We start from the raw sequence: 22,537 nt of genomic DNA, 5'->3' as shown, positions 1-22,537 counted from the left end.
TGCCAACCGGCGCTCGCCGATGGGGAGGTCAGGCGGCGCCGAAGCCACGCGGTACGTAGCCCAAGTTGTTCTTGACCTCCTTGACGCCGGCGGTGTTCTCGGCCGCGACCTGCACCGCCATGCGCTCCTGATCGCTCTCCACCAGGCCCCACAGCTCCACCTGGCCCTGGCTGACGATGACATTGATGCGGTCGACCAGCACCCCGGTGTTCGCGTCGATCTCCTTGAGGATCGCCACGCGAATCTCGCGATCATCGGTGCTGACCACGGTCTCGGGACCGGCCACGGCGAAGCCCTGGAGCAGGTTGGCACGGCTGACGATACCCACCAGCTTGCCGTCGGTGACCACCGGCACCCGCTTGATGTGATGCTTCTCCAGCAACCGAGAGATCTGATGCAGCGGCATGTCCTCACCGATGGTGAGGGGGTCGGGAGTCATGATTTCATGGGCACGGCGTCCATGGGACTTGACGTACTCGCCCGGGTCGTTGACGGCGAACAGCCGCAGCCACCAGGACTTGTTGCGCTTGTCATCCTCGACCCGCCGGATCAGGTCGCCCTCGCTGACGATGCCCAGCACCTTGCCGGCATCGCTCACCACCGGCACGGCACTGATACCGTGCTCGAGCAGCAGGCTGGCGATCTCGCGCACCTCGCTGTCTCGACCTACGGTGATGACGTTACGGGTCATGATATCGGCGGCTTGCATCGACGTTCTCCAACAGGTTCAGGGGCTTGTTATAAGCAACATAGCAATGCCCCACGCACTTCGCCTTGATCCAGGCCAAAAACTGTCAACGCTCGGACCTCTACGGGCAAGGTGGCGGTGAATGCCACCCTGGAAGCCGTCGAGACCCTGCTCGAAGCGATCAAGGCCAGCGGCCGCGACGTCGGCATCAAGGTCGCCGGTGGCGTGCGCACCGCCGAGGACGCCCAGGCCTACCTGGCGCTGGCCGAGCGGGTGATGGGCGCCAACTGGATCACTCCCGGGCACTTCCGCTTCGGGGCCTCCGATCTGCTCGATGACCTGCTGGTCACCCTGGGACTGGTGGTGGCACCGGCCGGAGGCTAGAGCCCGGACACGCCGGGATCCGCCGCCCGAGCCGGGCGGCGGATCGAAGGTCACGTCTTGCCGGCGGGAACGAAGAGGCCGATTCGATAACGCGTGGGGGGAAGAGCCATGGCTCATTCTCGCGGCGCTGTATCGTGCCCCGGCCCCTCGGCATGCACCTGCTCCACGTCGACGATGCGCGAGCGGCTCATCACGATCTTCCAGCGCTGCAGGGTGGTGGAGGCACTGCCCTGGGTCTCGCGGATCACCAGGTTGAGCAGGTGACGTTTCTCCACCTCCTCACGCACTACCTGGTCGCCCTCCCCCAGCCAATAGACACGGCGACTGCTCTTGTCCATCAGCCGGGCGATCGGTGACAGGTCAAGCGTCAGGGTCTCGCGGGTGTGGTCGTAGCCACTCAGGAAGCGGGTCGGCGACATCCGCGAGTGTGAGCGATAGTGCACCACCACCTCCTCGCGCTGTGCCACGCTGCGCTTGCGCACACGCTTGATCTCGTCGTCGAGTCGGTTGAAACGCTTGTAGTCGAACCACTCCAGCTGGCGCCCCACCACCTGGTCGCGGGTCGGATCCAGGTACTGGCGACGCCACTTGGGGCGGCCACGACGCAGCAGCCGCCACAGGGTATTGCGCAGGTCATCCTTGAAGACCTCACGCAGGGCGTAGATGCCGGCCATGGCCAGCACGAAGAGCGCGGTGATATCGGCCAGGGTATCGCGCACACGCAGCAGGCCGAGCGAGACGAACACCATCACCACCGCGGTGGCCAAGGCCTTCACCGCCTTCTGCTCGGCACCACCCAGCTCCTGATTCTTCTGCTTGAGCGTCACCGGGTGCTCGATCAGCCGACGCAGCAAGCGCATCTTGTTGGACATCCGCGTCGGGTCACGGGTCACCCGGGCGGAGTTGTACTCTCGCTCGCGGCGGTAGGCATCCTCGGCACGAACGATCTCCACCAGCCGTGCGCGTATCGGGCGAAAGCGTGACCCCCGGGGCAGGCCGGCGAGCAGCGCCAGCAGGCGCTGCTCGGTAAACCAGGAGAGGTAGTTGTCGATGGTGGCGAAATAGCGGAGCAGGCTCTCGTCACTGGGCTCCTGACGCCGCAGGCGGCTGAGAATGCTGACCGCCAGGTCGATATGCTCGGCCAGCCTGTGCTCCAGCTCCGCCATCTGCTCGCCTTCCGCCCCCTTCGGCTGCTGAGAACGCGGCTCGGAGGCGCGTCTATCGGCGTCCTTGGCCTGGGCGCCCTCCGCTTCCCCCCTCTCCCTTTCAGCCTTCTCCACCTTCTCGTCCTTTCTGGCGCGCCGCACATCGTCGATCAGCGGCTGAATCGCGCCCTCCATGGCCAGCACATATTGATAGGCATAGAGGCTCAGGCTGAGGCGATAGTGCTCGGCATCGAGCTTGCCGCGCTCGGCCAGGCGACTGAGCACCAGCGGCAGGCGGTAGCGGTCGCTGAAGTAGGTACGCTTCACATGGATGGAGCCGTGATAGAAGTCCTCTTCGGGAATCACCTGACCGGTCAGGCCCAGCTCGCCGGGCACGAACAGAAAGAGATCGAGCCGATGCGAGGTCTCCTCCTGCAGCACGCGGGAAACCTTGAGGTGCAGGCTGTCCTGACGTTCGACGTGGATCACGCAAGGGCCTCGCTGTCGGGTTCACGATAGCAGCGCATCTACTGGCCCGGGTCGGGCGAGCCGCCGCTGGCGCTGGTCTGGTGATACGGGTCGGCAACCCCGGCACGCCCCGGCGCACGGCCGGATGCATCGCGCTCACTGGCCTGGTCGTCGCCACGCTCGCTGGAGCCATCCAGGCGACCGCCGCCGCGTCCCTCCATGCTGACGCTGAGCCGCGGCACGCCGAGGTCGACACCCTGCGCCTCCATGCGCTGCTTGAGCAGCAGATTGAAGGCGCGGGAGACGTCCCACTGCATCTCCGGAGCGGTACGGAAGCGCATGCGCAGGATCGGGCACCCCTCCTCGAAGGCGTGGATGCCCTGCATCTCCAGCGGCGACCAGATGTAGTGGCGCATCACCGGATCCTGGCGCAGCGCCTGGGCGGTCTCCTGCATCAGGGTAATGGCGTCATCGATGGGCATCGTGTAGGGGATGCGGATCTTCATCAGCGCGATGCCGAACTGCCGCGACATGTTGTGGATCGAGTCGATACGACTGAAGGTAATGATGTGGACGATGCCATCGAGGTCGCGCAGGCGCACGGTGCGCAGGGTCAACCCCTCCACCGTGCCCATGTGGCCATTGATCTTGACGAAGTCGTCCACCGCCAGGGAGTCCTCGATCAGGATGAAGATGCCGGTGATCAGGTCCTGCACCAGGGTCTGGGCGCCGAAGCCGAGTGCCAGGCCGATGACACCGGCACCGGCCAGCAGCGGCGTGACGTTCACCCCCAGATTGGCCAGCCCGACGATGCCGGCGATGATCACGATGGCCGTGAAGATGACGTTACGGATCATCGGCGTGATGGTCTGGGCGCGGGCCTGGTTGACACGCCGCCCGCGGGAGCGCACCGAACTGGTCAAGGCGCGCTGGATGGCGGTATCGGCGAAGATCCACGCCAGCCAGGCCAGCAGCAGGGTCAGGGCGATGGCCATTAGCGCCTGGCCGATACGGGCACTAGCGACCCCTGCACTGCCGATGCCCAACAGCGAGCCGCCCCACACCTGCAAGAACAGCTCGGCGAAGGCAACCCAGGCCGCCACATGGCCTAGTACATAGCCGAAGCGTTCGAGACGCACGCGATACTGACTGACACGACGCCGACGTTGGCGCCGCTTGCGCCGTTCGCCATGGCGGCGCACCAGGCCGGTCACCACCAGGGCCAAGACCAGCAGTGCGGCCGAGATGATCGAGCGCGCCAGGGCGGTGCCCACGTCACCACCGGTGACGAAGATCGCCACCAGCGAGCCCCCCACCAGCAGCAGCGCCGGCACATGCCACAGGCCACCCAACACCTGCACGATGCTGGCACTGGCGCCGGGCGCGCGGCGTTCGCTCCACGGGCGGTTGCAGATGATGTGCTCGATGGGTCGCTTGAAGCGCAGGATGAAGCGCACGCTGAGCAGCGCCGCCAGCATATTGGCCAGCACCGAGAGCAGGCCGGCCAGCTCGGCACCGAGCAGCACGGTTAGGCGTCCCGAGTTGAAGGCATCTCCCAGCGCCACCAGGGCACCGATCACGAACAGTGGCCGCAGGCCATGGTTCTGCACCAGCTGCACCGCCACGAAGCGGTGGCCCCGGGTGAACTCCGAAACAAAGGTTTCCACCACCACCGACAGGGTGCGGCCGCACAGCGCGATATAAGCGACCACCAGCGCCAATACACGCCCACTGCTGGGTGGTACCAGTTGGGCCACACCCAGCACCAGCGCGAAGGCCAGCCCCCAGGGCAGCATGCGGCGCAGGAAGTGAACGGTGAGCAGCCAGGCGCGCGGCTCGCGGGGCAGATCCAGGGGCCAGCCACGACGCCTGGCCAGCAGGCGCCCGAGGGCGATCAGGATCACCAACAACCCGCCCCAGATGATCAGCAGCACGGTGGCCTCGATCGCGAAGCGAATCAGGTCGGCGTTTTCGGTTTTGGCCACCAGCTCGCTCAGGTCATGCCAGCCCTGGTTAAGCTGTGCCTTCCAGCGCGCCAGCGGTGACTGCTGTCCCTCGGCCTGCTGGCCCAGGTCACTGATGGTCTCGGCCAGTGCCCCCAGCAGCCCCTCCCGCGGGGTGAGGCCACTCTTCTCGGTGACCTGACTGTGGACGCTCTGCAGGCCCTGAAGGCTCTCCAGCAACTGGCCGCGGCGCTCGGCATCCTCGAGGGTGGCGATGATGCGCTGCAACGACTCCTGGAAGGCCTGGGGGTCATGCTGCTGCGGATCCTCCGCAGAGGTCAATCCCGGCAGGTTGACCGACTGGGCCTGAACGGCGGCGGCGGGCAACAACCCGACGGCCAGCGCGAACAGGAGCCCGAACATCAGTGTCCAGACGGTGGTACAGGAACCGAGGCGGCGATGGGAGAACATCACATCTCCATGTCGATGGGTGATTCAGGTGATGGGGTCGTGGCGTCGTGGGCAACGGCCGATATGATACGCTCCCAGGCGCTCGTTTGTGACGCACAGGATGCCGCCATTACGCCGTTACCGCCACCCGAAGCGCATACCACCGCTGGCGAGACCCGCCGCGTGGGGGTCGAGGTCGAGTTTGCCGGCCTGCCCCCCCAGGAGACCGCGGCGATGGTATGCGAGCTGTTCGGCGGCGAGGTGAAGGTGCTCAGCCCCCACCGCCTCAAGGTGGAAGAGACGCGCTGGGGCACCTTCACCATCGAGCTCGATACCCAGTATGCCCATCCCGATGCCGAAGTGCTGGAGGCCATGCCCAGTGGCGACAGCGAGTGGGAGCGCCATCGCCATCGGATGCGCATCGACCTGCACAGCCGCACCCGGGAGCTGATCGGCGACATGGTCACCGGACTGGTGCCCACCGAGATCGTCTGCCCACCGATCCCCTGGGACGAACTCGACGCGCTGGATGCGCTGTTCGAGGCCCTGCGCGAGCGCGGCGCCAAGGGCACCGACGCCAGCCTGCTCTACGGCTTCGGGCTGCACCTCAACCCCGAGGTCCCCAGCCTCGAGGTGGCGAGCCTGCTCGACCACCTGCGCGCCTACCTGCTCACCGCCGAATGGCTACGTGAACAGATCGATGTGGATATCACCCGCGAGGTGTTGCCCCATGCCAACCCCTTTCCCAGGGCCTACGCCCTCAAGGTGCTGGCCGCCGACTACTCGCCGGATCTCGATACCCTGATCGGCGACTACCTGGCCGACAACCCGACCCGCAACCGCGAGCTCGACATGACCCCGCTGTTCGCCCATCTACGACCGGACTACCCTCACGAACTGCTCCGCAACAAGCTGGTCAAGGCCCGCCCCACCTTCCACTATCGGCTACCCGACGCGCGCCTCTCGCAGCCGGGCTGGGGCTCGGCGCTGGAGTGGAACCGCTGGCTGGAGGTGGAGAAGCTGGCCGCCGACACCGATACGCTCAGGCGCCGCGCCGCCGGCTATGTGGCCAAGCACACCCGCTCGCCGCTGACCCGCCTGTGGCTGCGCCTGCGCCGCTGGGTGAAAGCCACATGAACGAGCGTCCGTCGATCGGCATCACCACCTCCGACAGCAAGAGCCACATCGCCTGGCTGTTCGACTGGTTTGCGGTATGGCGCCACGGTGGCCGGCCACGACGACTATCGCCCTCGCGCCCCTGGCCGGAGCGCCTCGATGGCCTGATCATCGGCGGCGGCGACGACATCCAGGCGCACCTCTACGATGCCGAGGTACAGATCGACGTGCGCGTCGACCCCCAGCGCGACGAGCTGGAGCTGGAGCTGCTCGAGACCTTCATCCCCCAGGGCATCCCGGTGCTCGGCATCTGTCGGGGTGCCCAGCTGATCAACGTCTACCTCGGCGGCACCCTGGACCCGGATATCTACACCAGCCATGAGGGCCTCAAGCGCCGGCGCACGGTGCTGCCGCGCAAGACCGTGGATATCGTCGCCGACAGCCAGCTCTACCGCATCCTCGAGGTCACCTGGTGCCGCATCAACAGCCTCCACCACCAGGCGGTGCAGAAGACCGGCCGCGGCATCGAGATCGTCGCCCGCGACCGCGACGGCCTGGTGCAGGGCATCGAGTCCCGCGATCACGACTTCCTGATCGGCGTGCAGTGGCACCCGGAGTGGCTGATCTTCAACCGCCCCCAGCAGCGCCTGATCCGCGCCCTGGTGAACGCCGCCCGGGAGACCCCGGCTCCCTAGGCTATATCCGAAAACTGGCTGCACGCTACCCGCGATAATCCATCAATAGCACCGGGGCTACACATGAAATAGCACCGGGGCTAGCCATGAAATAGCACCGGGGCCACCCATGGGTGGCCCCGGCGCGTTCCGAAACGGGCAAGCGCCTGGCGCCTCAGCCCTCCAGCGTCGCCTCCAGGGTAATCTCGGCCTTGAGCAGCTTGGAGATCGGGCAGTTCTCCTTGGCACCGTTGGCGGCTGCCTCGAAGGCCGCCTGATCGGCGCCCGGCACCCGCCCCACGGTGGTCAGGTGAACGGCGGTCACCGACAGGCTTTCCGGGTCCAGGGTGACCTTGGCCTGGGTATCGAGGCTGTCGGCGGTGAAGCCGGCCTCGCCGAGGACCAGCGACAGGGCCATGGTGAAGCAGCCGGCATGGGCCGCACCGATCATCTCCTCCGGATTGGTGCCTTCGGCACCCTCGAAGCGCCGACGGAAGTCATACGGCGTATCCTTCAACACCCCGCTTCGGGTAGAGAGCGTACCGCCTCCTTCCTTCAGGCTGCCCTTCCACTGTGCGCTGGCAAAGTTCTCGATCGACATATCGGCTCCTTGTGTTGTGCGATGGGATATCTCACCTTAACACCATAGATCATGGAGCTCGGATTCCCATGACTCAAGGGCTGATTGCAACGCCGACGACCAGCATCCAGAATACATGGAATAATTTTCCAATAAATAAAAGGAGCCATGCCATGCTGTCCGCCACCGGCGTCACCCTGCCCGCTACCGCCCATGAACCCGCCATCGGGTTGCCCGCCATCGGCCAGGGCACCTGGTACATGGGTGAGGGGCTTGCCCCGCGCAGCGACGAGATACGCGCCCTGCAGCACGGCCTGGCCATGGGCCTGACCCTGATCGATACCGCCGAGATGTATGCCGACGGCGGCGCCGAGGAGGTGGTGGGCGAGGCACTGGCTGGGCGGCGCGACGAGGCCTTCCTGGTCTCCAAGGTCTACCCCTGGAACGCGGGCCGGGAGTCGGCCATCGCCGCCTGCGAGGCGAGCCTGAAGCGCCTGCGCACCGACCACCTCGACCTCTATCTGTTGCACTGGCCGGGCAGTATCCCACTCGAGGAGACGCTGGAGGCCTTCGAGCGCCTGCGCGAGGCGGGCAAGATCCGCCGCTTCGGGGTCTCCAACTTCGACGTCGACGAGCTCGCCACCCTGCACGGCCTGCCAGGCGGAGAAGCCTGTGCGGTCAACCAGGTGCTATATCACCTGGGCTCCCGAGGCATCGAGCATTCGCTGCTGCCCTGGCAGCGCGAACAGGGCATGCCGACCATGGCCTACTGCCCGCTGGCCCAGGCCGGCGGCCTGCGCGCAGACCTGCTCACTCACCCCGAGGTGATGGCGATCGCCGCCCGCCTCGGCGTGACCCCGGCCCAGGTGCTGCTGGCCTGGGCGATCCGTCCAGTCGAGGGGCGCCGGGATGTCATCGCCATCCCCAAGGCAGTACGGATGGAGCACGTGATGCAGAACGCCGTCGCGCTGCACGTGCGCCTGGACGACGACGCCCTGGCGCGGCTCGAGGCGGCCTTCCCGACGCCCAACCGCAAGATGGCGCTGGATATCGTCTAGCACTGGATATCGGCTAGCGCACCCTCAAGAGCCGCCACGCAGCTTGGCCAGCGCCGCGGCAAGCACCTCATGGCCGAGCTCGCGCATCGCCTCGACGTTGCGCGCCGGGATGCCCTCGGGGTCGGGGTGATGCTCGAGGGCCCGCTCCAGCCCCGCTTCGCGTAGCAGGTGCAGCATCGGGAAGGGCGAGCGGTTGGTGAAGTTGGCAGGATCCTCCGGCGCGGCATCCGCGAAGCAGTAGTCGGGGTGGAAACTCGCCAGCTGATAGGTGCCTTCATAGCCCTGCTGCGCCAGCAGCGTCTCGGCCAGGGCCAGGAAGTCCAGGTAGTCGTCGAAGTCGTCCAGCCCCTCGGTCAGCACCAGCAGGGTGGTTTCCACCTCGGGGGTGGCGTCGAGGTGGCGACACTCCTCGACCAGCGCCAGCAGGGCCGACTCCCAGTCACAGGCGGGCAGCCCGCGATAGCGCACCGAGCCGCGCGCCACCTCGCGGCCGGCGAAGGGGCAGACATTGCGCGCCACCACGAAGGTTTCGACCCAGGCACGGGTGGCGGCAAGCGGGTCGGCGATCGAGGAGCTCATGGCAGGCTTCCGGCGGCAGAAAGGGACCGCCATGGTCCGCCGAACCGAGCCGGCAGGCAAGTCGCCCGAGGTCAGCCCCGAGCTAACGAGTCGTCGAATTCTGCTTCTGGTCGCGCCGCGAGGCGAGCCGATCGGCCAGCCGCGTCGGCTCCGGCAGCTTGGTGCGCCCGAGACAGCGGATCACCCAGTCGAGTGCCGTGGGCAGCGACACCCGATGCCCCGACGAGACGAAGATCGGCTTTACCTTGGCGCGCGAGCGCAGCACCGCGCCGATCACCTCCTCCTCGCCCTCGGCCCCGCTGTCGGCAAGCGGCACCCAGTCGCCCCGCCAGGGGCCGGGCTCGGCGTGACGGCCGCAAAGCCGCGTCTTGGCCACGCCGATGGTGGGCAGGTCGAGCCACAGCCCGAGATGCGAGGCGACCCCCAGGCGCCGCGGGTGGGCGATGCCCTGGCCGTCGACCATGACGAGCTGCGGCCGGGTGGTGAGCGTTGCGAAGGCGCCGAGCGCCGCCGGCACCTCGCGAAACGACAGCAGCCCCGGAATGTAGGGCATCCGCGTCGGTTCGCGGTGCACCGCCTGCTCCACCACCGCGAGCGAGCCAGCGGGCTCGGGCGGCCAGGCCAGCACCACCACCGCGGCCCGGGTGGTCGCGCCGCCATCCTCGAAGCCGATGTCCACCCCCGCGATGCGCCGCACCTCGCCCAGGCGATCCTCGCGCTCGACCCGACCGGCCAGGCGCTTCTGTAGGGCGATGGCCTCCCGCGGGGCGAGATCCCACTCATGAAGGGGTGAGGGCGACACGCTCAGGAGGCCCTCTTCAACGGCCTGTGCGCGATATCCGGCGCCCTGCCCTTGAGCATCGTGTTCCAGTAGAAGCTCGGCAGCAGATGCTTCTTGACCACCCAGTAGAAGCGCGACGCCTTGAAGGGGTCGAGCGGCAGGGTCGGCGTCACCACCCCGTCGTAGATGAACTCGGCGATCATCACCTTGCCGTAGGCGGTTACCAACGGGCAGGAGGTGTAGCCGTCGTAGCGTGCCAGCAGCGGCCGCTCCGCCAGCCAGGCCAGTAGATTGTCCACCGTGACCGGCGCCTGCTTGCGCACCGCCGCGGCGGTCTTGGAGGTCGGCAGCGAGCTGGCGTCACCCAGCGAGAACACGTTCGGGTAGCGCACGTGCTGGGTGGTGGCCTTGTCGACCTCGACCCAGCCGGCGGCATCGGCCAGCGGACTCTCGCGAACCACATCGGGCGCGCACTGGTGAGGCGTGACGTGCAGCAGGTCGAAGGGCTGCTCGACCCGCCGGGACTCGCCATCGGCGCCGGTGGTGGCGAAGGTCGCCACCTGGCGCTCGGCATCCACCGCCACCAGGTCGTGGGAGAGAATCACCTCGACGCCGTGATCCTGGGCGACCCGTTCCAGGGGCGGCACGAAGTCGGGCACGCTGAACAACGCTCCGCCACCGGAGTAGAACTTCAGCGTGCTCTGCGCCTTGAGACTCTGCCGGCGCAGGTGATCGGCGGCGAGATAGGCGATCTTCTGCGGCGCGCCGGCGCACTTCAGGGGCGGCGGCGGCTGGGTGAAGATGGCGTTGCCGCCGCGAAACGCCTGCAGGCACTCCCAGGTGTAGGCCACACTATCGGGGCTGTAGTTGCTGCACACCCCCCGGGTTCCCAGGGCCTCGGCGAGCCCCTCGACTCGCCCCCAGTCGAGCTTGATTCCCACCGCCACCACCAGGGCGTCGTAGTGCAGCAACCGTCCATCTTCCAGGCGTACCGCATCGTCGTCGGGCTGGAAGGCCGCGACCGCCGCCTGCAGCCAGGTCGCGCCCCGGGGCAGCACCTGACGCAGCGGCCTGCGGGTGCGGGCCAGGTCATAGGTGCCGCCACCCACCAGGGTGAAGGCGGGCTGATAATAGTGATACTCGGCCGGATCGACGATAGCCACGTCGAGATCAGGCTGCCGTTTCAGCAGCGCTGCCGCTACCGTGATGCCGGCGGAACCACCGCCGACGATGACCACTCGATGGTGCAATGACCCGCTTTCCACATTCATCTATCTCTCCCGGAAAAAGGCACGACGCTGGCAATCATTCAGCCTCTATTCAACACCATCAACAAGGAAATAAAAACAATAAAACAAATTCCAATCAAGAATATACATTCCTATCAATGGTATAAAGAACAAAAATAGAAATTGATATGGCGCAAGAAGCAACAAACAACCCGTTACATCATGATGGAAATCACGTGGAGACAAAGTAAAAACTCGGAGGCTATCTCCACACGATATGATGCATTGATCGAGAAATATCACAAAATGATATGAATGGTTTGGCAAAACTCATCGCCGACGGTGATAGGTTAATCAGGAAAGTTCGCCATCTCGTGATGCCCCATGATGATCGACCCCAGCAACTCTCCGCTAACCACCGAACAGGCAAGCGGCCTGAACCATCTTCTCGACTCCCTCGAGCCACACCAGTTCGACTGGCTGGCCGGCTTCATTGCCGGCTGGCAGGCATCCCGGCGCACCGGCCCTGCCAGTAATTCACGGTCCGCTGCTGCCTCCGAGCAGCGCCCCTCGCTGACGGTGCTCTACGGCTCCCAGACCGGCAACGCCGAGCACCTGGCCGAGGCCCTCGGCGAGCAGGCCAGCGCCCACGGCATCGACGTACGGGTGATCGATATGGCCGAGTACAAGCCGCGCCAGCTCAAGCACGAGGGCTTCGTGGCGGTGATCACCTCGACCCACGGCGAGGGCGAGCCGCCCGACAATGCCCTGGACCTCCACGAGTTCCTCCACGGCCGCAAGGCGCCTTCGCTCAAGCATCTCAAGTACGGTGTACTGGCACTGGGCGACACCAGCTACGCGCATTTCTGCCAGACCGGGCGGGAGTTCGACGCGGTGCTCGAGGGCCTGGGCGCCAGCCGCCTGGTGGCGCGGGTCGACTGCGACGTGGACTACGACGACGCCGCCGAGGGCTGGTGCAGCGCCCTGCTCGAGGCCCTGCAGGGCGAGGCCGGGGCCGCCGGCATCCTCACCGCCGGCGGTGGCGCCGCGACCGGCGCCGCTGCCACCCAACGCCACGATCGCCGCCACCCCTTCCCCGCCAGCGTGCTGGAAAACCTGGTGCTCAACGGCCGCGGCTCCGCCAAGGAGACCCGGCATATCGAGCTGTCCCTGGAGGGCTCGGGGCTGAGCTATCGGCCCGGCGATGCCCTGGGCATCTATGCCCGGAACGACCCCCGCCTGGTGGCCGCGATCATCGAGGGCCTGGCGCTGGACCCCGCCGCCACGGTGCATCTCGGCGAGATCGACACCACCCTGTCCCAGGCGCTCAGCCACCATCGCGAGATCAGCCCGCTGACCCGCCCGGTGGTCGAGAAGTGGGCGGCCCTGGGCAACGACGAGACCCTCGGCGCGCTGCTCGCTGACCCCGCCGAACTCGTCGCCTGGCTGGAGGGACGCGACCTGCTCGACCTGATCGAGGCACACCCGGTGCCGGCGATCACCCCGGACGAGCTGGTGCCGCTACTGCGCAAGTTGCCGCCGCGCCTCTACTCGATCGCGTCCAGCCAGGCGGCGGTGGAAGAAGAAGTACACCTCACCGTGGCCGCGGTGCGCTTCGAGGCCCACGGCCGGCGCCGCGAGCGAGCCGCCGAGGTGTGGCGCTGGCTGGAGCGCGGCGCCCACCTCTACGTGTGCGGCGACGCCGACGCCATGGCCGCAGACGTGCACGCGGCGCTGCTCGACGTGATCGTCGAGGCCGGCGGCAAGAGCCACGAGGAAGCCACCGACTACCTGCGGGAATTGACCCGCCAGAAACGCTACCAGCGGGATATCTACTGATGACCGACAAGTTCCCCGACGCCGAGATCATCAAGCGCCAGAGCCACTATCTGCGTGGCACCATCGCCGAGGGCCTGGACGACCCGGCCAGCGGCGCCATCTCGGACGATGACACCAAGCTGACCAAGTTTCACGGCACTTACCTGCAGGACGACCGCGACCTGCGCGACGAGCGACGCCGCCAGAAGCTCGAGCCGCTGTACATGTTCATGGTGCGTCTGCGCCTGCCCGGCGGCGTGCTCAGCCCACGGCAGTGGCTGGGGCTCGACGCCATCGCCGACGAGTGCGCCAACCACACGCTGCGCCTCACCACCCGCCAGACCTTCCAGTTCCACGGCGTGTTCAAGCCGCTGATGCGCACCTTCATGCAACGGGTCAACGCCCTGGGCCTGGACACCAAGGGCGCCTGCGGCGACGACAACCGCAACGTGATCGCCAACGTCAACCCCCACCACTCGACCCTGCACGCCGAGATCCACCGCCTCTCGGTCGCGATCAGCGAGCGACTGATGTGGCGCTCCGGCGCCTATGCCGAGGTCTGGCTGGGCGAGAAGCGGGTGCACCACCTGGGCGGCGACGACGAGGAGGAGCCCTTCTATCGCCACTACTACCTGCCGCGCAAGTTCAAGATCGCCCTGGCCATTCCGCCGGAGAACGACTGCGACGTGCTGGCCAACGATATCGGCCTGATCGCCATCGTCGAGGACGGCCGGCTGGCCGGCTTCAACGTCGCCGTGGGCGGAGGCATGGGCCTGACCTACGGCAACGCCGCCACCTACCCGCGGCTGGCCGAGGTGGCCGGCTTCGTGCCCGCGGCGCAGATCGTCGACGCCTGCGAGGCCATCGCCGCCATCCAGCGCGACCATGGCTGCCGCACCGATCGCGCCCACGCCCGCTTCAAGTACACCCTGGACGACCACGGACTGGCGTGGTTTCTCGAGCGCTTCGCCGAGTACCACGGCACACCCATGGCCGCGGCACGCGACTATCGCTTCACCCACAACGGCGATCGCTTCGGCTGGGTGGAGGGCGAGAACGGCAACCGTCACCTGACGCTGATGATCCAGAGCGGTCGCATCGCCGATGTCGAGGGCTATCCCCTGCGCAGCGCGCTGCGCGAGATCGCCGAGCTGCACAGCGGCGAGTTCCGGGTCACCTGCAACCAGAACCTGATGATCGCCAACGTCACTCCCGAGCAGCAGGCCCGCATCCAGGCGATCATCGACCGCCACGGCCTCGACGACGGCAGCCGCAGCACACCACTGGCGCGCCACGCCATGTCCTGCGTGGCCTTCCCCACCTGCGGCCTGGCCATGGCCGAATCCGAGCGCTGCCTGCCCGGCCTGGTCGAGGCGCTCGACGCGCTGATGGCGGGCCACGGCCTGGAGGACACCCCGATCAACGTGCGCGTTACCGGCTGTCCCAACGGTTGCGCACGGCCCTACCTGGCCGAGATCGGCCTGACCGGCAAGGCCATCGACAAGTACAACCTCTATCTCGGCGGCGACGAACGCGGCCAGCGCATGAACCGCCTCTACCGGGAGAACATCGACACCGCCACCATCCTCGCGACCCTCGACCCGCTGCTCGGACGCTACGCCGCCGAGCGCGAGAGCGATGAAGGCTTCGGCGACTTCCTGGTGCGTGCCGGCATCGTCGACGCCGAACGCCCCCCGGAGGTCTTCCACACTGCCTACTCGGCCTAAGCCGCAGGGGCCGGCGAGGGCGCCGGCCCCTTCCAGGCTGAACCGCCCTCCCCAGGCTGAAGAGCCGCGCCGACTGGCGTAGACTCCCTCTTTCGCACCGCACGCCGGGAGGGACCCCATGAAGCTGATCCACACCGCCGACTGGCACCTGGGCCAGAGCTTCCACGGCCAGGAGCGCCACGTCGAGCACCGCGCCTTCCTCGCCTGGCTGCTCGACACCCTGGTGGAGCGCTGCGCCGACGCCCTGCTGGTGGCCGGCGACATCTTCGACGTGGTCAACCCGTCACTCGCCGCCCAGGCGCTGCTCTATGACTTCATCGTCTCCGCCCATGAGCGGCTGCCGGGCCTTCAGATCGTGCTGATCGCCGGCAACCACGACAGCGGCAACCGCATCGAGCTGCCCGCCCCGCTGATGCGTCGGCTCAACACCCACGCCCTGGGCCGGGTCTACTGGCAAGACGACGGCGACCTCGACGCCGAGCGTCTGCTGGTGCCGCTCACCGACGCCGAGGGCGCGACCCGCGCCTGGTGCCTGGCGCTGCCCTTCCTGCGCCCCGCCGAGGTGACCGGCGCCGGCCTGCGCGCCGACCTGGGCGATAACAAGGACGACGCCGCCGTGCCCAACGACTACGTCGCCGGCATCAACCGCGTGCACACCCGGCTGATCGAGGCCGCCCGCGCCCGGCGCGAGCCCGGCCAGGCGCTGGTGGCGATGAGCCACGCCCACCTGCACGGCGCCGCCGTCTCCGAGGCCAGCGAACGGCCCATCGTGATCGGCGGCGAGGAGTCGATCTCCGCCGCCCTCTTCCCCGACGACATCGCCTACGTGGCCCTCGGCCACCTGCACCGCGCACAACAGGTCGGCGAGGCGCGCATCCGCTACAGCGGCAGCCCCCTGCCGCTGGACTTCAGCGAGGTCGGCTATCCGCATCAGGTGGTGGAGGTGGTGCTCGAGGGCGAGGCGCTGGCCGCCACCGAGGCACTTCCCGTGCCCCGCCCGGTGGCCATGCACCGCATCGGCCCCGCCCCACTGGCGCGGGTGCTGGCCGAGCTGGAATCGCTCGAGGACGCCCCCGCGCTCGCCGACGCTCGGGGGCGGGAGCGTTCAAGAGAGCGCTGGCCCTGGCTGGAGGTGCGCGTCGAACTCGAGGCCCCGATTCCCGACCTGCGCGCCCGGGTGGAGGCGGCCCTCGACGGCAAGGCGCTGCGCCTGCTGCGCCTCGAGCGGCGCCTGCCCCGGGTCGAGGGCGAGGACGCCCCCGCGCGCATCGACCTGGAGAGCCTCGGCCCGCGCAAGCTCTTCGAACGCACCTGGGCCGACCGCTGGGGTAAGCCACCCGAGGCGGACGTGCTCGCCGATTTCGACCGGCTCTGCCAGGACGTGCTCGACGGCGAGGAGGCGACGTCATGAGGATCCTCGCCCTGCGCCTGGAGAACCTGGCCTCGCTGCCCGGCCCGCTCGAGCTCGACTTCACCGCCGCGCCCTTGAGCGATGCCGGGCTCTTCGCCATCACCGGCCCCACCGGGGCCGGCAAGAGCACCCTGCTCGATGCGCTCTGCCTGGCGCTCTACGGCGGCACGCCGCGGCTGCGCCAGGCGCCGGCCCGGGACAGCCAGGTCGACGACACCCCCGATTCCACCCTGACCACCAGCGACCCGCGCACCCTGCTGCGCCGCGGCACCGCGAGCGGTTACGCCGAGGTCGACTTCGTGGGCCGCGACGGGCGCCGCTACCGCGCCCGCTGGGCGGTACGCCGCGCCCGGGAGAAGGTCGGCGGCAAGCTACAGAAGGCCGAACAGTCGCTCACCGACCTCGATGACGAGCGCCTGCTGACCACCCAGAAGCGCGAGTTCGACCGCCTGCTGCCGGAGCGCCTGGGGCTCACCTTCGACCAGTTCACCCGCGCCGTGCTGCTCGCCCAGAGCGAGTTCGCCGCTTTCCTCCAGGCCGACGACAACGCGCGCAGCGACCTGCTCGAGCGCCTCACCGGCACCGCCGAGTACTCGGCGATCTCCATGGCCGCCTACCGGCGCGCGAATGACGCCAAGAAGGCCGTGGAGGCGCTGGAGGCCAGGCTCGAGGGCGACCGGCCCGCCGAGCCCGAGGCCCGCGCCGAGCTCGACCAGGCGGCCGAGGCCACCCAGCAAACCCTTACCGACCTGCAGCGCCAGGCCACGTCGCTCCAGGCCCGGTGCCGCTGGCACGACGACGACGACCGGCTGCACGCGGCCTATCGCCAGGGCCTGACCCAGCAGCAGAATGCCGAGGCCGACTGGCAGGCGCTGGCCCAGGCGTGCGCCGACCGCGAGTGGCGCCGACAGATCGCGCCCAAGCGCCATGCGCTGGCCCGCCACGCCGCCCTGCCCGACGAGATCGCCGGTCTGGAAAAGCGCCACGCCGAGACAACGCGCGCGCTCACCGATGCCGAACGCGAGCAGGCCGAGGCCCGCGAGGCCTTGGATGCCCGCGAGCGCGCCCTGGCCGAGGCCGGTGAGGCGCGCCGCGAGGCCGAGCCCGCCCTGCGCGAGGCCCGCGAGCGGGCCACCGACCTGGCCCGCCTCGACCATCAGCTATCACAACAGGAAGAGACCCAAGCCGACCGTCGGCAACAGCGGGATCAGTTGGAGGCCGAGCACCGGCAGGCCCGGGCCGAGCATCAGCAACGCCGCCAGCAACTCGCTGACTGGCAGGCAACGTTGAGGCAACTGCTGGGAGAGCACACCGAACTCGAGACGGCGCGCCAGGCATGCCGGAGCGCCCTCGACCAGGCCGCCCAGCGCCAACTGGCCCTCGATGAGCTCGCGAGTCGCTGGCGACAGTACCAGCGTGCCATGAGCCATCACCGGCGACTGCTCAAGCAGGTCCAGCAAGAAGAGCCACGGCTGGCCCAGCTACTGGAACAGGGCCAGCAGGCCAGGCGTCGGCTCGATGACGCCAAGCTTCGGCATGATACCGTCACCGCCATCATCGACCGCAGTCGAGCGGTGCGAAGTGAGAGTGTCATCGCCCTGCGTGAGGCGCTTGCCAATGACGAGCCCTGCCCGGTCTGCGGCGGGCTCGAGCACCCCTGGCGGCATCACCCACCGGCCTCGCCGGAGGCCGATCAACTGGCGGCTCAGCAACGGGAAGAAGAACGCCAGCTCCAGGCAGCCGGCGAGGTGCTGAATCAGGCCCAACGGGAACGCGATCGGTTCTTCGGCGAATACAGTGCGCTCGACGCCTCTCTCAAGCAGGCTCGCCGGGAGGTTCAGAGCGCCGAACAGCAGCACGAGGAAGCACGTGAGTCCCTCGAGCAGCACTCGCTGCACGCCGAACTCGGTGCCATCGAGCCCGATCATCGCGACACCTGGCTGGCCGAGCAAACCGAACTCAGCAAGGCCAACCGGACGCATCATGAAGAGGCGCTGAACAGGCTCAACCAGGCCGAACGACAGATCGAACCGCTGAAGCGCGCCCTTCAGGAAGACGCCACACGGCTCGCCCGTTTCGAGACCCGCCATGAGGGTCTCGAAAAAGAGCTGCAGGCACTGGCCGAACAGCTTCCCCCGCTCCGGAGCCGGCGCGACGACCTTGCCCGAGCGCTCGCCGCCCGGCTCGGCGAGCACGCCTCGCCGGACGCCTGGCAGCAGCACCTCGACGCCCGCCAGGAGCAGGCCCGCCAGGCCCGCGACGCCGCCCAGGCACGCTGGCACGCCGCCCAGCAGGCGCAGCAGCGCCTCGTCCAGGGGGTCGAGCACGAGGCCGAGCGGCTCGAGGGGCTACGCCGGGAGTGCGACACCCTCACCCACGAGCTCGCCGACTGGCGCGCTGCGCACCCCGCGCTGACCGACGCCACCCTATCCCGGCTGCTCGCCCAGTCAGAAGAAGCGGCACGCAACGAGGAGCGCCGGATCGAGGATGCCGACCAGGCCCGCCAGCGCGCCGCCGCCACCCTCACCGAGCGCCGCGACACCCTGCTGCGCCACCGCCGCGGCCAGGGCCTGATCGAGGAGACGGAGGAAGCAAGTCGCGAAGACGACCTCGACGAGGCGCTGCTTAGCGACGCCGTGGCCGAGGCACTGCGCCGCCGCCGTGAGGCGCTGGAGGCGGCCGAAGCCGAGCTGACCCCGCGCCTGGAGGCGGCCCAGAAGGCCCGCGACGAGGCCGCCTTCGCCTTGAGCGACGACGATCGCCGCCGCGAGCGGCACAAGGCCGGCCAGGCCGAGCTGGAGGCCGCCCAGGCCGAGTTCCGCCGCTGGGGCCAGATCAACGAACTGATCGGCTCCGCCGACGGCAAGGCCTTCCGGCGCATCGCCCAGGCCTACAACCTCGAGCAACTGCTGGAACACGCCAACGCCCACCTGAGCGGCCTCAGCCGCCGCTACCGGCTGGTGCGCGGCGGCAGCCCCCTGGGACTGCTGGTGGTGGATATCGACATGGGCGATGAGCGCCGCTCGGTGCACTCGCTCTCCGGCGGCGAGACCTTCCTGGTCTCGCTGGCCCTCGCCCTGGGGCTCGCCTCCATGGCCTCCGGCGAGCTCACCATCGAATCGCTGTTCATCGACGAGGGCTTCGGCAGCCTCGACCCGCAGTCCCTGGCGCTCGCCATGGAGGCGCTCGACGGCCTGCAGGCCCTGGGCCGCCGGGTCGGCGTCATCTCCCATGTGCAGGAGATGCACGAACGCATCCCGGTGCAGATCCGGGTGGAGCCCGTCGGCAACGGCACCAGCCGGGCGAAGCTGGTGAGCCATTGATTCACATCTTTCAAGGCCAATATCGACCCTGCCCATAGCGCCCATGCCGTCACCTATCGGCTGGTGGGGGCGCGCCTGGCCAGCCAGGAGGGCAAGGCCCCCTTCACCCTGGGCCCCGAGGGGGGTGGTCAAGAAGCTGATCCACGCCCTGGAGAGCAAGCGGCCGCGGCCGCGCTATGCGGCCACGCTGCCGACCCATCTGTTAGCGGCACCCTTATCGGGATACCCGAGGGCGCCAGCCCAAACAGCATGGCCCCTGCCAGATGGCAGGGGCCATGTCGTGAGCAGCAGCATAACGCCGCTGGTTATTGCCTTCTTCAGTCGGTCTGCGCCTCGACGACAGCGAAAGCGCTCATATTGGCGATACCCCGTGCGGTCACCGTGCGGTTAAGCACATGCACCGGCTTGGCGGCCCCCAGCAGGAACGGGCCTACGGTGACGCCGTTGCCCAGTACCTTCAGGGCGGTAAAGGCAATATTGGCAGCGTCCAGGTTGGGCATGATCAGCAGATTGGCTTCACCTTCGAGAAGTGAATCGGGGAGGATCCGCCCACGTACCCCGATGGACAGCGCCGAGTCGGCTTGCATCTCGCCGTCCACCACCAGGTCCGGTGCGCGTTCTCGGATCAGCGCCAGTGCCTCGCGCATCTTCCCGGCACTGGCGTAGTCTGAGCTGCCGAAATTCGAATGAGAGACCAGGGCGGCTCGCGGGGTAATGCCGAAACGACGCACCTGCTCTGCCGCCTGCAGGGTGATCTCGGCGATCTGCTGAGCGTCGGGATCATAGTTGACGAAGGGGTCGGCAATGAACAGCGTGCTGCGCTCGAGAATCAACAGCTGCAGGGCGGCAGGCGTGCTGACTCCCTCGCGCAGGCCGATGACATCCAGTACCTGCTCCAGGTGTTCCTGATAGGTGCCCGCCGGGCCGGCGATCATGGCATCCACATCGCCGCGCTGCAGTAGCAGCGAGGCAAGAATGGTGGCCCGGTTACGCACGCGTTTCTCGGCGGCCTCGGGGTGTACGCCACGCCGCCCCATCAGCTTGTGGTACTCGTCAGCCAGTTCAGCGTAGTTGGGGTGGTCCTGCGCGTCGATCAACTCGAAATCAACCTCGGGCGTCACCGGCAGGCCCAACTCCTTTATGCGGGCCTCGATAACCGCACGGCGACCGATCACAAGGGGCTTGGCATAGCCCTGGCTGACACAGACCTCCATGGCGCGAAGAACGCGCTCGTCCTCGCCTTCGGCATAGAGCAGGCGAAGAGGATTCTGGCGGGCCCGCTCGAACACCGGCGCCATCACGTTGCCCGAGCGGTATACCAACTGAGACAGCGAGCGCACATAGGCGTCCATGTCGGCGATAGGACGAGTGGCCACACCGCTCTCCATGGCCGCCTTGGCCACCGCCGGCGGGATGGTGTCGATCAGGCGCGGGTCAAAAGGCTTGGGCAGGATGTACTCGGGGCCGAAGGTCAGCGCCTGCCCACCATAGGCCACAGCGACCGTTTCCGGCACCGTCGTGGTCGCCATATCGGCAATCGCCTTGACCGCTGCCAGCTTCATTTCCTCATTGATGGTGGAAGCGCCGCAATCCAGAGCGCCGCGGAAGATAAACGGGAAACACAGGACGTTGTTGACCTGGTTGGGGTAGTCCGAGCGCCCGGTGGCGAGTACCGCGTCGGGGCGCACCGCCTTGGCCTCCTCCGGCAGGATTTCCGGGTCGGGGTTGGCCATGGCCAGGATCAAGGGGCGCTCGGCCATGGTCGCCACCATCTCTGGCTTGAGCGCGCCGCCGCTTGAAAGGCCGAAGAACACATCGGCCCCGTTAACGGCATCGGCCAGGGTGCGGGCCTCGGTCTCGACCGCATAGCGCGCCTTGTAGATATCCAGGCCCCCTTCGCGGTCGGTATGGATAACCCCCTTTCGGTCGCACACCAGGATATTTTCCTTGCGTACCCCCAGGGCCACTGCCAAATCCAGACAAGCCAGGGCCGCGGAGCCCGCGCCGTTACAGACCAGTCGAACCTGGTCAACATCCTTGCCTACCACCCGCAGGCCGTTGAGCAACGCAGCCACCGTGACGATAGCGGTACCATGCTGGTCGTCGTGGAAGACCGGGATATTCATCCGCTCGCGCAGGCGCCGCTCGATCTCGAAACACTCCGGGGCCTTGATATCTTCCAGGTTGATACCACCGAAGGTGGCCTCCAGGCCGGCGATGATCTCGATCAGCTTGTCCGGGTCACGCTCCTCGATCTCGATATCGAACACGTCCACGTCGGCGAACTTCTTGAACAGCACAGCCTTGCCTTCCATGACCGGCTTGGAGGCCAGGGCACCGATGGCTCCCAACCCCAGCACCGCCGTGCCGTTGCTGACCACGGCCACCAGATTGCTGCGCGCGGTATACTCGGCAACCTTCAGGGGGTCCCGTTCGATCTCCTCGCAGGCCGCGGCCACGCCGGGCGAATAGGCCAACGACAGATCCCGCTGGCTGGCCATGGGCTTGGTCGCCTGGATCGCCAACTTACCGGGACGCGGGAAACGGTGGTACTTCAAGGCACTTTCGCGCAGATCATCTGCCATTTTTTTTCCTCATTCCTTTTGGTCGCGTATCCGCGGTAACGATACCCATCTCGCCGTTGAGTTTCCCGGACGACTGCCGAACGGGCTTCACTGGCCGAGCCAATTTCCCCTTTCCTTTCTTTCTCCTTCCACCAGGCTCGAGCCCTGAGCCTTGTAGCATGATAGTAGGCGTGGCGAACTCCCGCCCAGCTGGGCGATGCCCGTAGCGACCTCGTTTTACGTTAAAGCCGACCCTGGAACAAACCACGTCACCAGTGAGTCAGCAGCATCATGATGCCGGGTACGGCGCCACCTCGTTGCTGTCTTCGGTCATCAGGCGAACCAGTTTGGGATGCACGAACAGCTTTTCGCGCCCGGCACGGATCTCCTTGAGCACGCCGATCTCGCACAGCTGCTGCAGATAGCTGGAAGCGGTCTGCCGCTTGGCGATGTCACGTTCTACCAGATTGTTGATACGGCAATAGGGTTGTTCGAGGATCACCTGCACCAGCTCGTGGCTGTAGACTCTGGGCAACTGCTGCTGGATATGGTGGGTTGTATCCTCAATGAGCGTGCGGGTCGCCGCAATCTTGTCGGTG

Annotated in this window: 16 protein-coding genes and 1 pseudogene; 8 read left to right on the top strand and 9 right to left on the bottom strand. The window is 67.5% G+C overall.

Annotated elements, in window-relative coordinates; genetic code table 11:
- Positions 1-28: 28 nt before the first annotated feature.
- Entirely contained in the window at positions 29-709 is a 681-nt protein-coding gene (locus tag NFH66_RS05265) for a CBS domain-containing protein (RefSeq protein WP_349608895.1), read from the bottom strand.
- Between the two features lie 93 nt (positions 710-802).
- Here NFH66_RS05265 and NFH66_RS05260 point away from each other — a divergent pair.
- A pseudogene (locus NFH66_RS05260) lies at positions 803-1,072 on the top strand (deoxyribose-phosphate aldolase); the annotation flags it as partial.
- A gap of 113 nt (positions 1,073-1,185) precedes the next feature.
- Here the strand turns inward: NFH66_RS05260 and NFH66_RS05255 are convergent.
- Together NFH66_RS05255 and NFH66_RS05250 are read right to left on the bottom strand one after the other, a co-directional pair.
- A complete protein-coding gene (locus tag NFH66_RS05255) occupies positions 1,186-2,706 on the bottom strand; it encodes a hypothetical protein (protein WP_349608893.1) in 1,521 nt (506 codons plus the stop codon).
- Between the two features lie 38 nt (positions 2,707-2,744).
- Positions 2,745-5,099 (bottom strand): mechanosensitive ion channel domain-containing protein, encoded by a 2,355-nt coding sequence (locus NFH66_RS05250; RefSeq protein ID WP_349608891.1) that lies wholly within the window; start codon positions 5,097-5,099, stop codon positions 2,745-2,747.
- A 108-nt stretch (positions 5,100-5,207) separates the two neighbouring features.
- Between NFH66_RS05250 and NFH66_RS05245 the strand changes: the two genes are divergently transcribed.
- Together NFH66_RS05245 and NFH66_RS05240 are read left to right on the top strand one after the other, a co-directional pair.
- Positions 5,208-6,215 (top strand): amidoligase family protein, encoded by a 1,008-nt coding sequence (locus tag NFH66_RS05245; RefSeq protein ID WP_502878667.1) that lies wholly within the window; start codon positions 5,208-5,210, stop codon positions 6,213-6,215.
- Positions 6,212-6,889 (top strand): gamma-glutamyl-gamma-aminobutyrate hydrolase family protein, encoded by a 678-nt coding sequence (locus NFH66_RS05240; protein WP_349608888.1) that lies wholly within the window; start codon positions 6,212-6,214, stop codon positions 6,887-6,889. Before NFH66_RS05245 ends, NFH66_RS05240 begins: the two co-directional genes overlap by 4 nt.
- 154 nt (positions 6,890-7,043) lie before the next feature.
- On the opposite strand, the gene NFH66_RS05235 is transcribed toward NFH66_RS05240, so the two are convergent.
- Positions 7,044-7,469: an OsmC family protein gene (locus NFH66_RS05235; protein WP_349608887.1), complete on the bottom strand. Its 426-nt coding sequence runs from the start codon at positions 7,467-7,469 to the stop codon at positions 7,044-7,046.
- Positions 7,470-7,621: 152 nt separating this feature from the next.
- On the opposite strand from NFH66_RS05235, the gene NFH66_RS05230 reads away from it, so the two are divergent.
- The gene (locus NFH66_RS05230) at positions 7,622-8,506 is read left to right on the top strand and encodes an aldo/keto reductase (protein ID WP_349608885.1); all 885 of its coding nucleotides are present in this window, start codon (positions 7,622-7,624) and stop codon (positions 8,504-8,506) included.
- Between the two features lie 24 nt (positions 8,507-8,530).
- Here NFH66_RS05230 and NFH66_RS05225 read toward each other — a convergent pair whose 3' ends face one another.
- The 3 genes from NFH66_RS05225 to NFH66_RS05215 all read right to left on the bottom strand — a co-directional run bounded on the left by NFH66_RS05225 (position 8,531) and on the right by NFH66_RS05215 (position 11,137).
- Positions 8,531-9,085 carry a DUF1415 domain-containing protein gene (locus tag NFH66_RS05225; RefSeq protein ID WP_349608884.1) on the bottom strand — a complete coding sequence of 185 codons (555 nt, stop codon included), beginning with the start codon at positions 9,083-9,085 and terminating at the stop codon, positions 8,531-8,533.
- A gap of 82 nt (positions 9,086-9,167) precedes the next feature.
- Complete coding sequence (nfi, locus tag NFH66_RS05220) at positions 9,168-9,887, bottom strand: deoxyribonuclease V (RefSeq protein WP_349608883.1); 720 nt, start codon at positions 9,885-9,887, stop codon at positions 9,168-9,170.
- A 2-nt stretch (positions 9,888-9,889) separates the two neighbouring features.
- Complete coding sequence (locus NFH66_RS05215) at positions 9,890-11,137, bottom strand: NAD(P)/FAD-dependent oxidoreductase (RefSeq protein ID WP_349608881.1); 1,248 nt, start codon at positions 11,135-11,137, stop codon at positions 9,890-9,892.
- Between the two features lie 342 nt (positions 11,138-11,479).
- Between NFH66_RS05215 and NFH66_RS05210 the strand changes: the two genes are divergently transcribed.
- The 4 genes from NFH66_RS05210 (at position 11,480) to NFH66_RS05195 (ending at position 19,374) form a co-directional block, all read left to right on the top strand.
- Positions 11,480-12,934: a diflavin oxidoreductase gene (locus NFH66_RS05210; protein WP_349608880.1), complete on the top strand. Its 1,455-nt coding sequence runs from the start codon at positions 11,480-11,482 to the stop codon at positions 12,932-12,934.
- A complete protein-coding gene (gene cysI, locus NFH66_RS05205) occupies positions 12,934-14,640 on the top strand; it encodes an assimilatory sulfite reductase (NADPH) hemoprotein subunit (RefSeq protein ID WP_349608879.1) in 1,707 nt (568 codons plus the stop codon). The genes NFH66_RS05210 and cysI overlap by 1 nt, the downstream gene beginning before the upstream one ends.
- A gap of 118 nt (positions 14,641-14,758) precedes the next feature.
- Positions 14,759-16,051, top strand: a complete 1,293-nt coding sequence (locus NFH66_RS05200; protein WP_349608878.1) for an exonuclease SbcCD subunit D — start codon at positions 14,759-14,761, stop codon at positions 16,049-16,051.
- Positions 16,048-19,374, top strand: a complete 3,327-nt coding sequence (locus tag NFH66_RS05195; RefSeq protein ID WP_349608877.1) for an AAA family ATPase — start codon at positions 16,048-16,050, stop codon at positions 19,372-19,374. Before NFH66_RS05200 ends, NFH66_RS05195 begins: the two co-directional genes overlap by 4 nt.
- Before the next feature lie 317 nt (positions 19,375-19,691).
- Here NFH66_RS05195 and NFH66_RS05190 read toward each other — a convergent pair whose 3' ends face one another.
- Positions 19,692-21,959 carry an NADP-dependent malic enzyme gene (locus NFH66_RS05190; protein ID WP_349608876.1) on the bottom strand — a complete coding sequence of 756 codons (2,268 nt, stop codon included), beginning with the start codon at positions 21,957-21,959 and terminating at the stop codon, positions 19,692-19,694.
- A 268-nt stretch (positions 21,960-22,227) separates the two neighbouring features.
- Entirely contained in the window at positions 22,228-22,506 is a 279-nt protein-coding gene (locus NFH66_RS05185) for a hypothetical protein (RefSeq protein WP_349611665.1), read from the bottom strand.
- Between the last annotated feature and the right edge of the window lie 31 nt (positions 22,507-22,537).

The organism is Halomonas sp. H10-9-1 (assembly GCF_040147005.1).
In the GTDB taxonomy this organism is placed as follows: domain Bacteria; phylum Pseudomonadota; class Gammaproteobacteria; order Pseudomonadales; family Halomonadaceae; genus Halomonas.
Note: the sequence above shows the minus strand (reverse complement) of the source record. Positions and strands in the feature narration are given on the sequence as shown.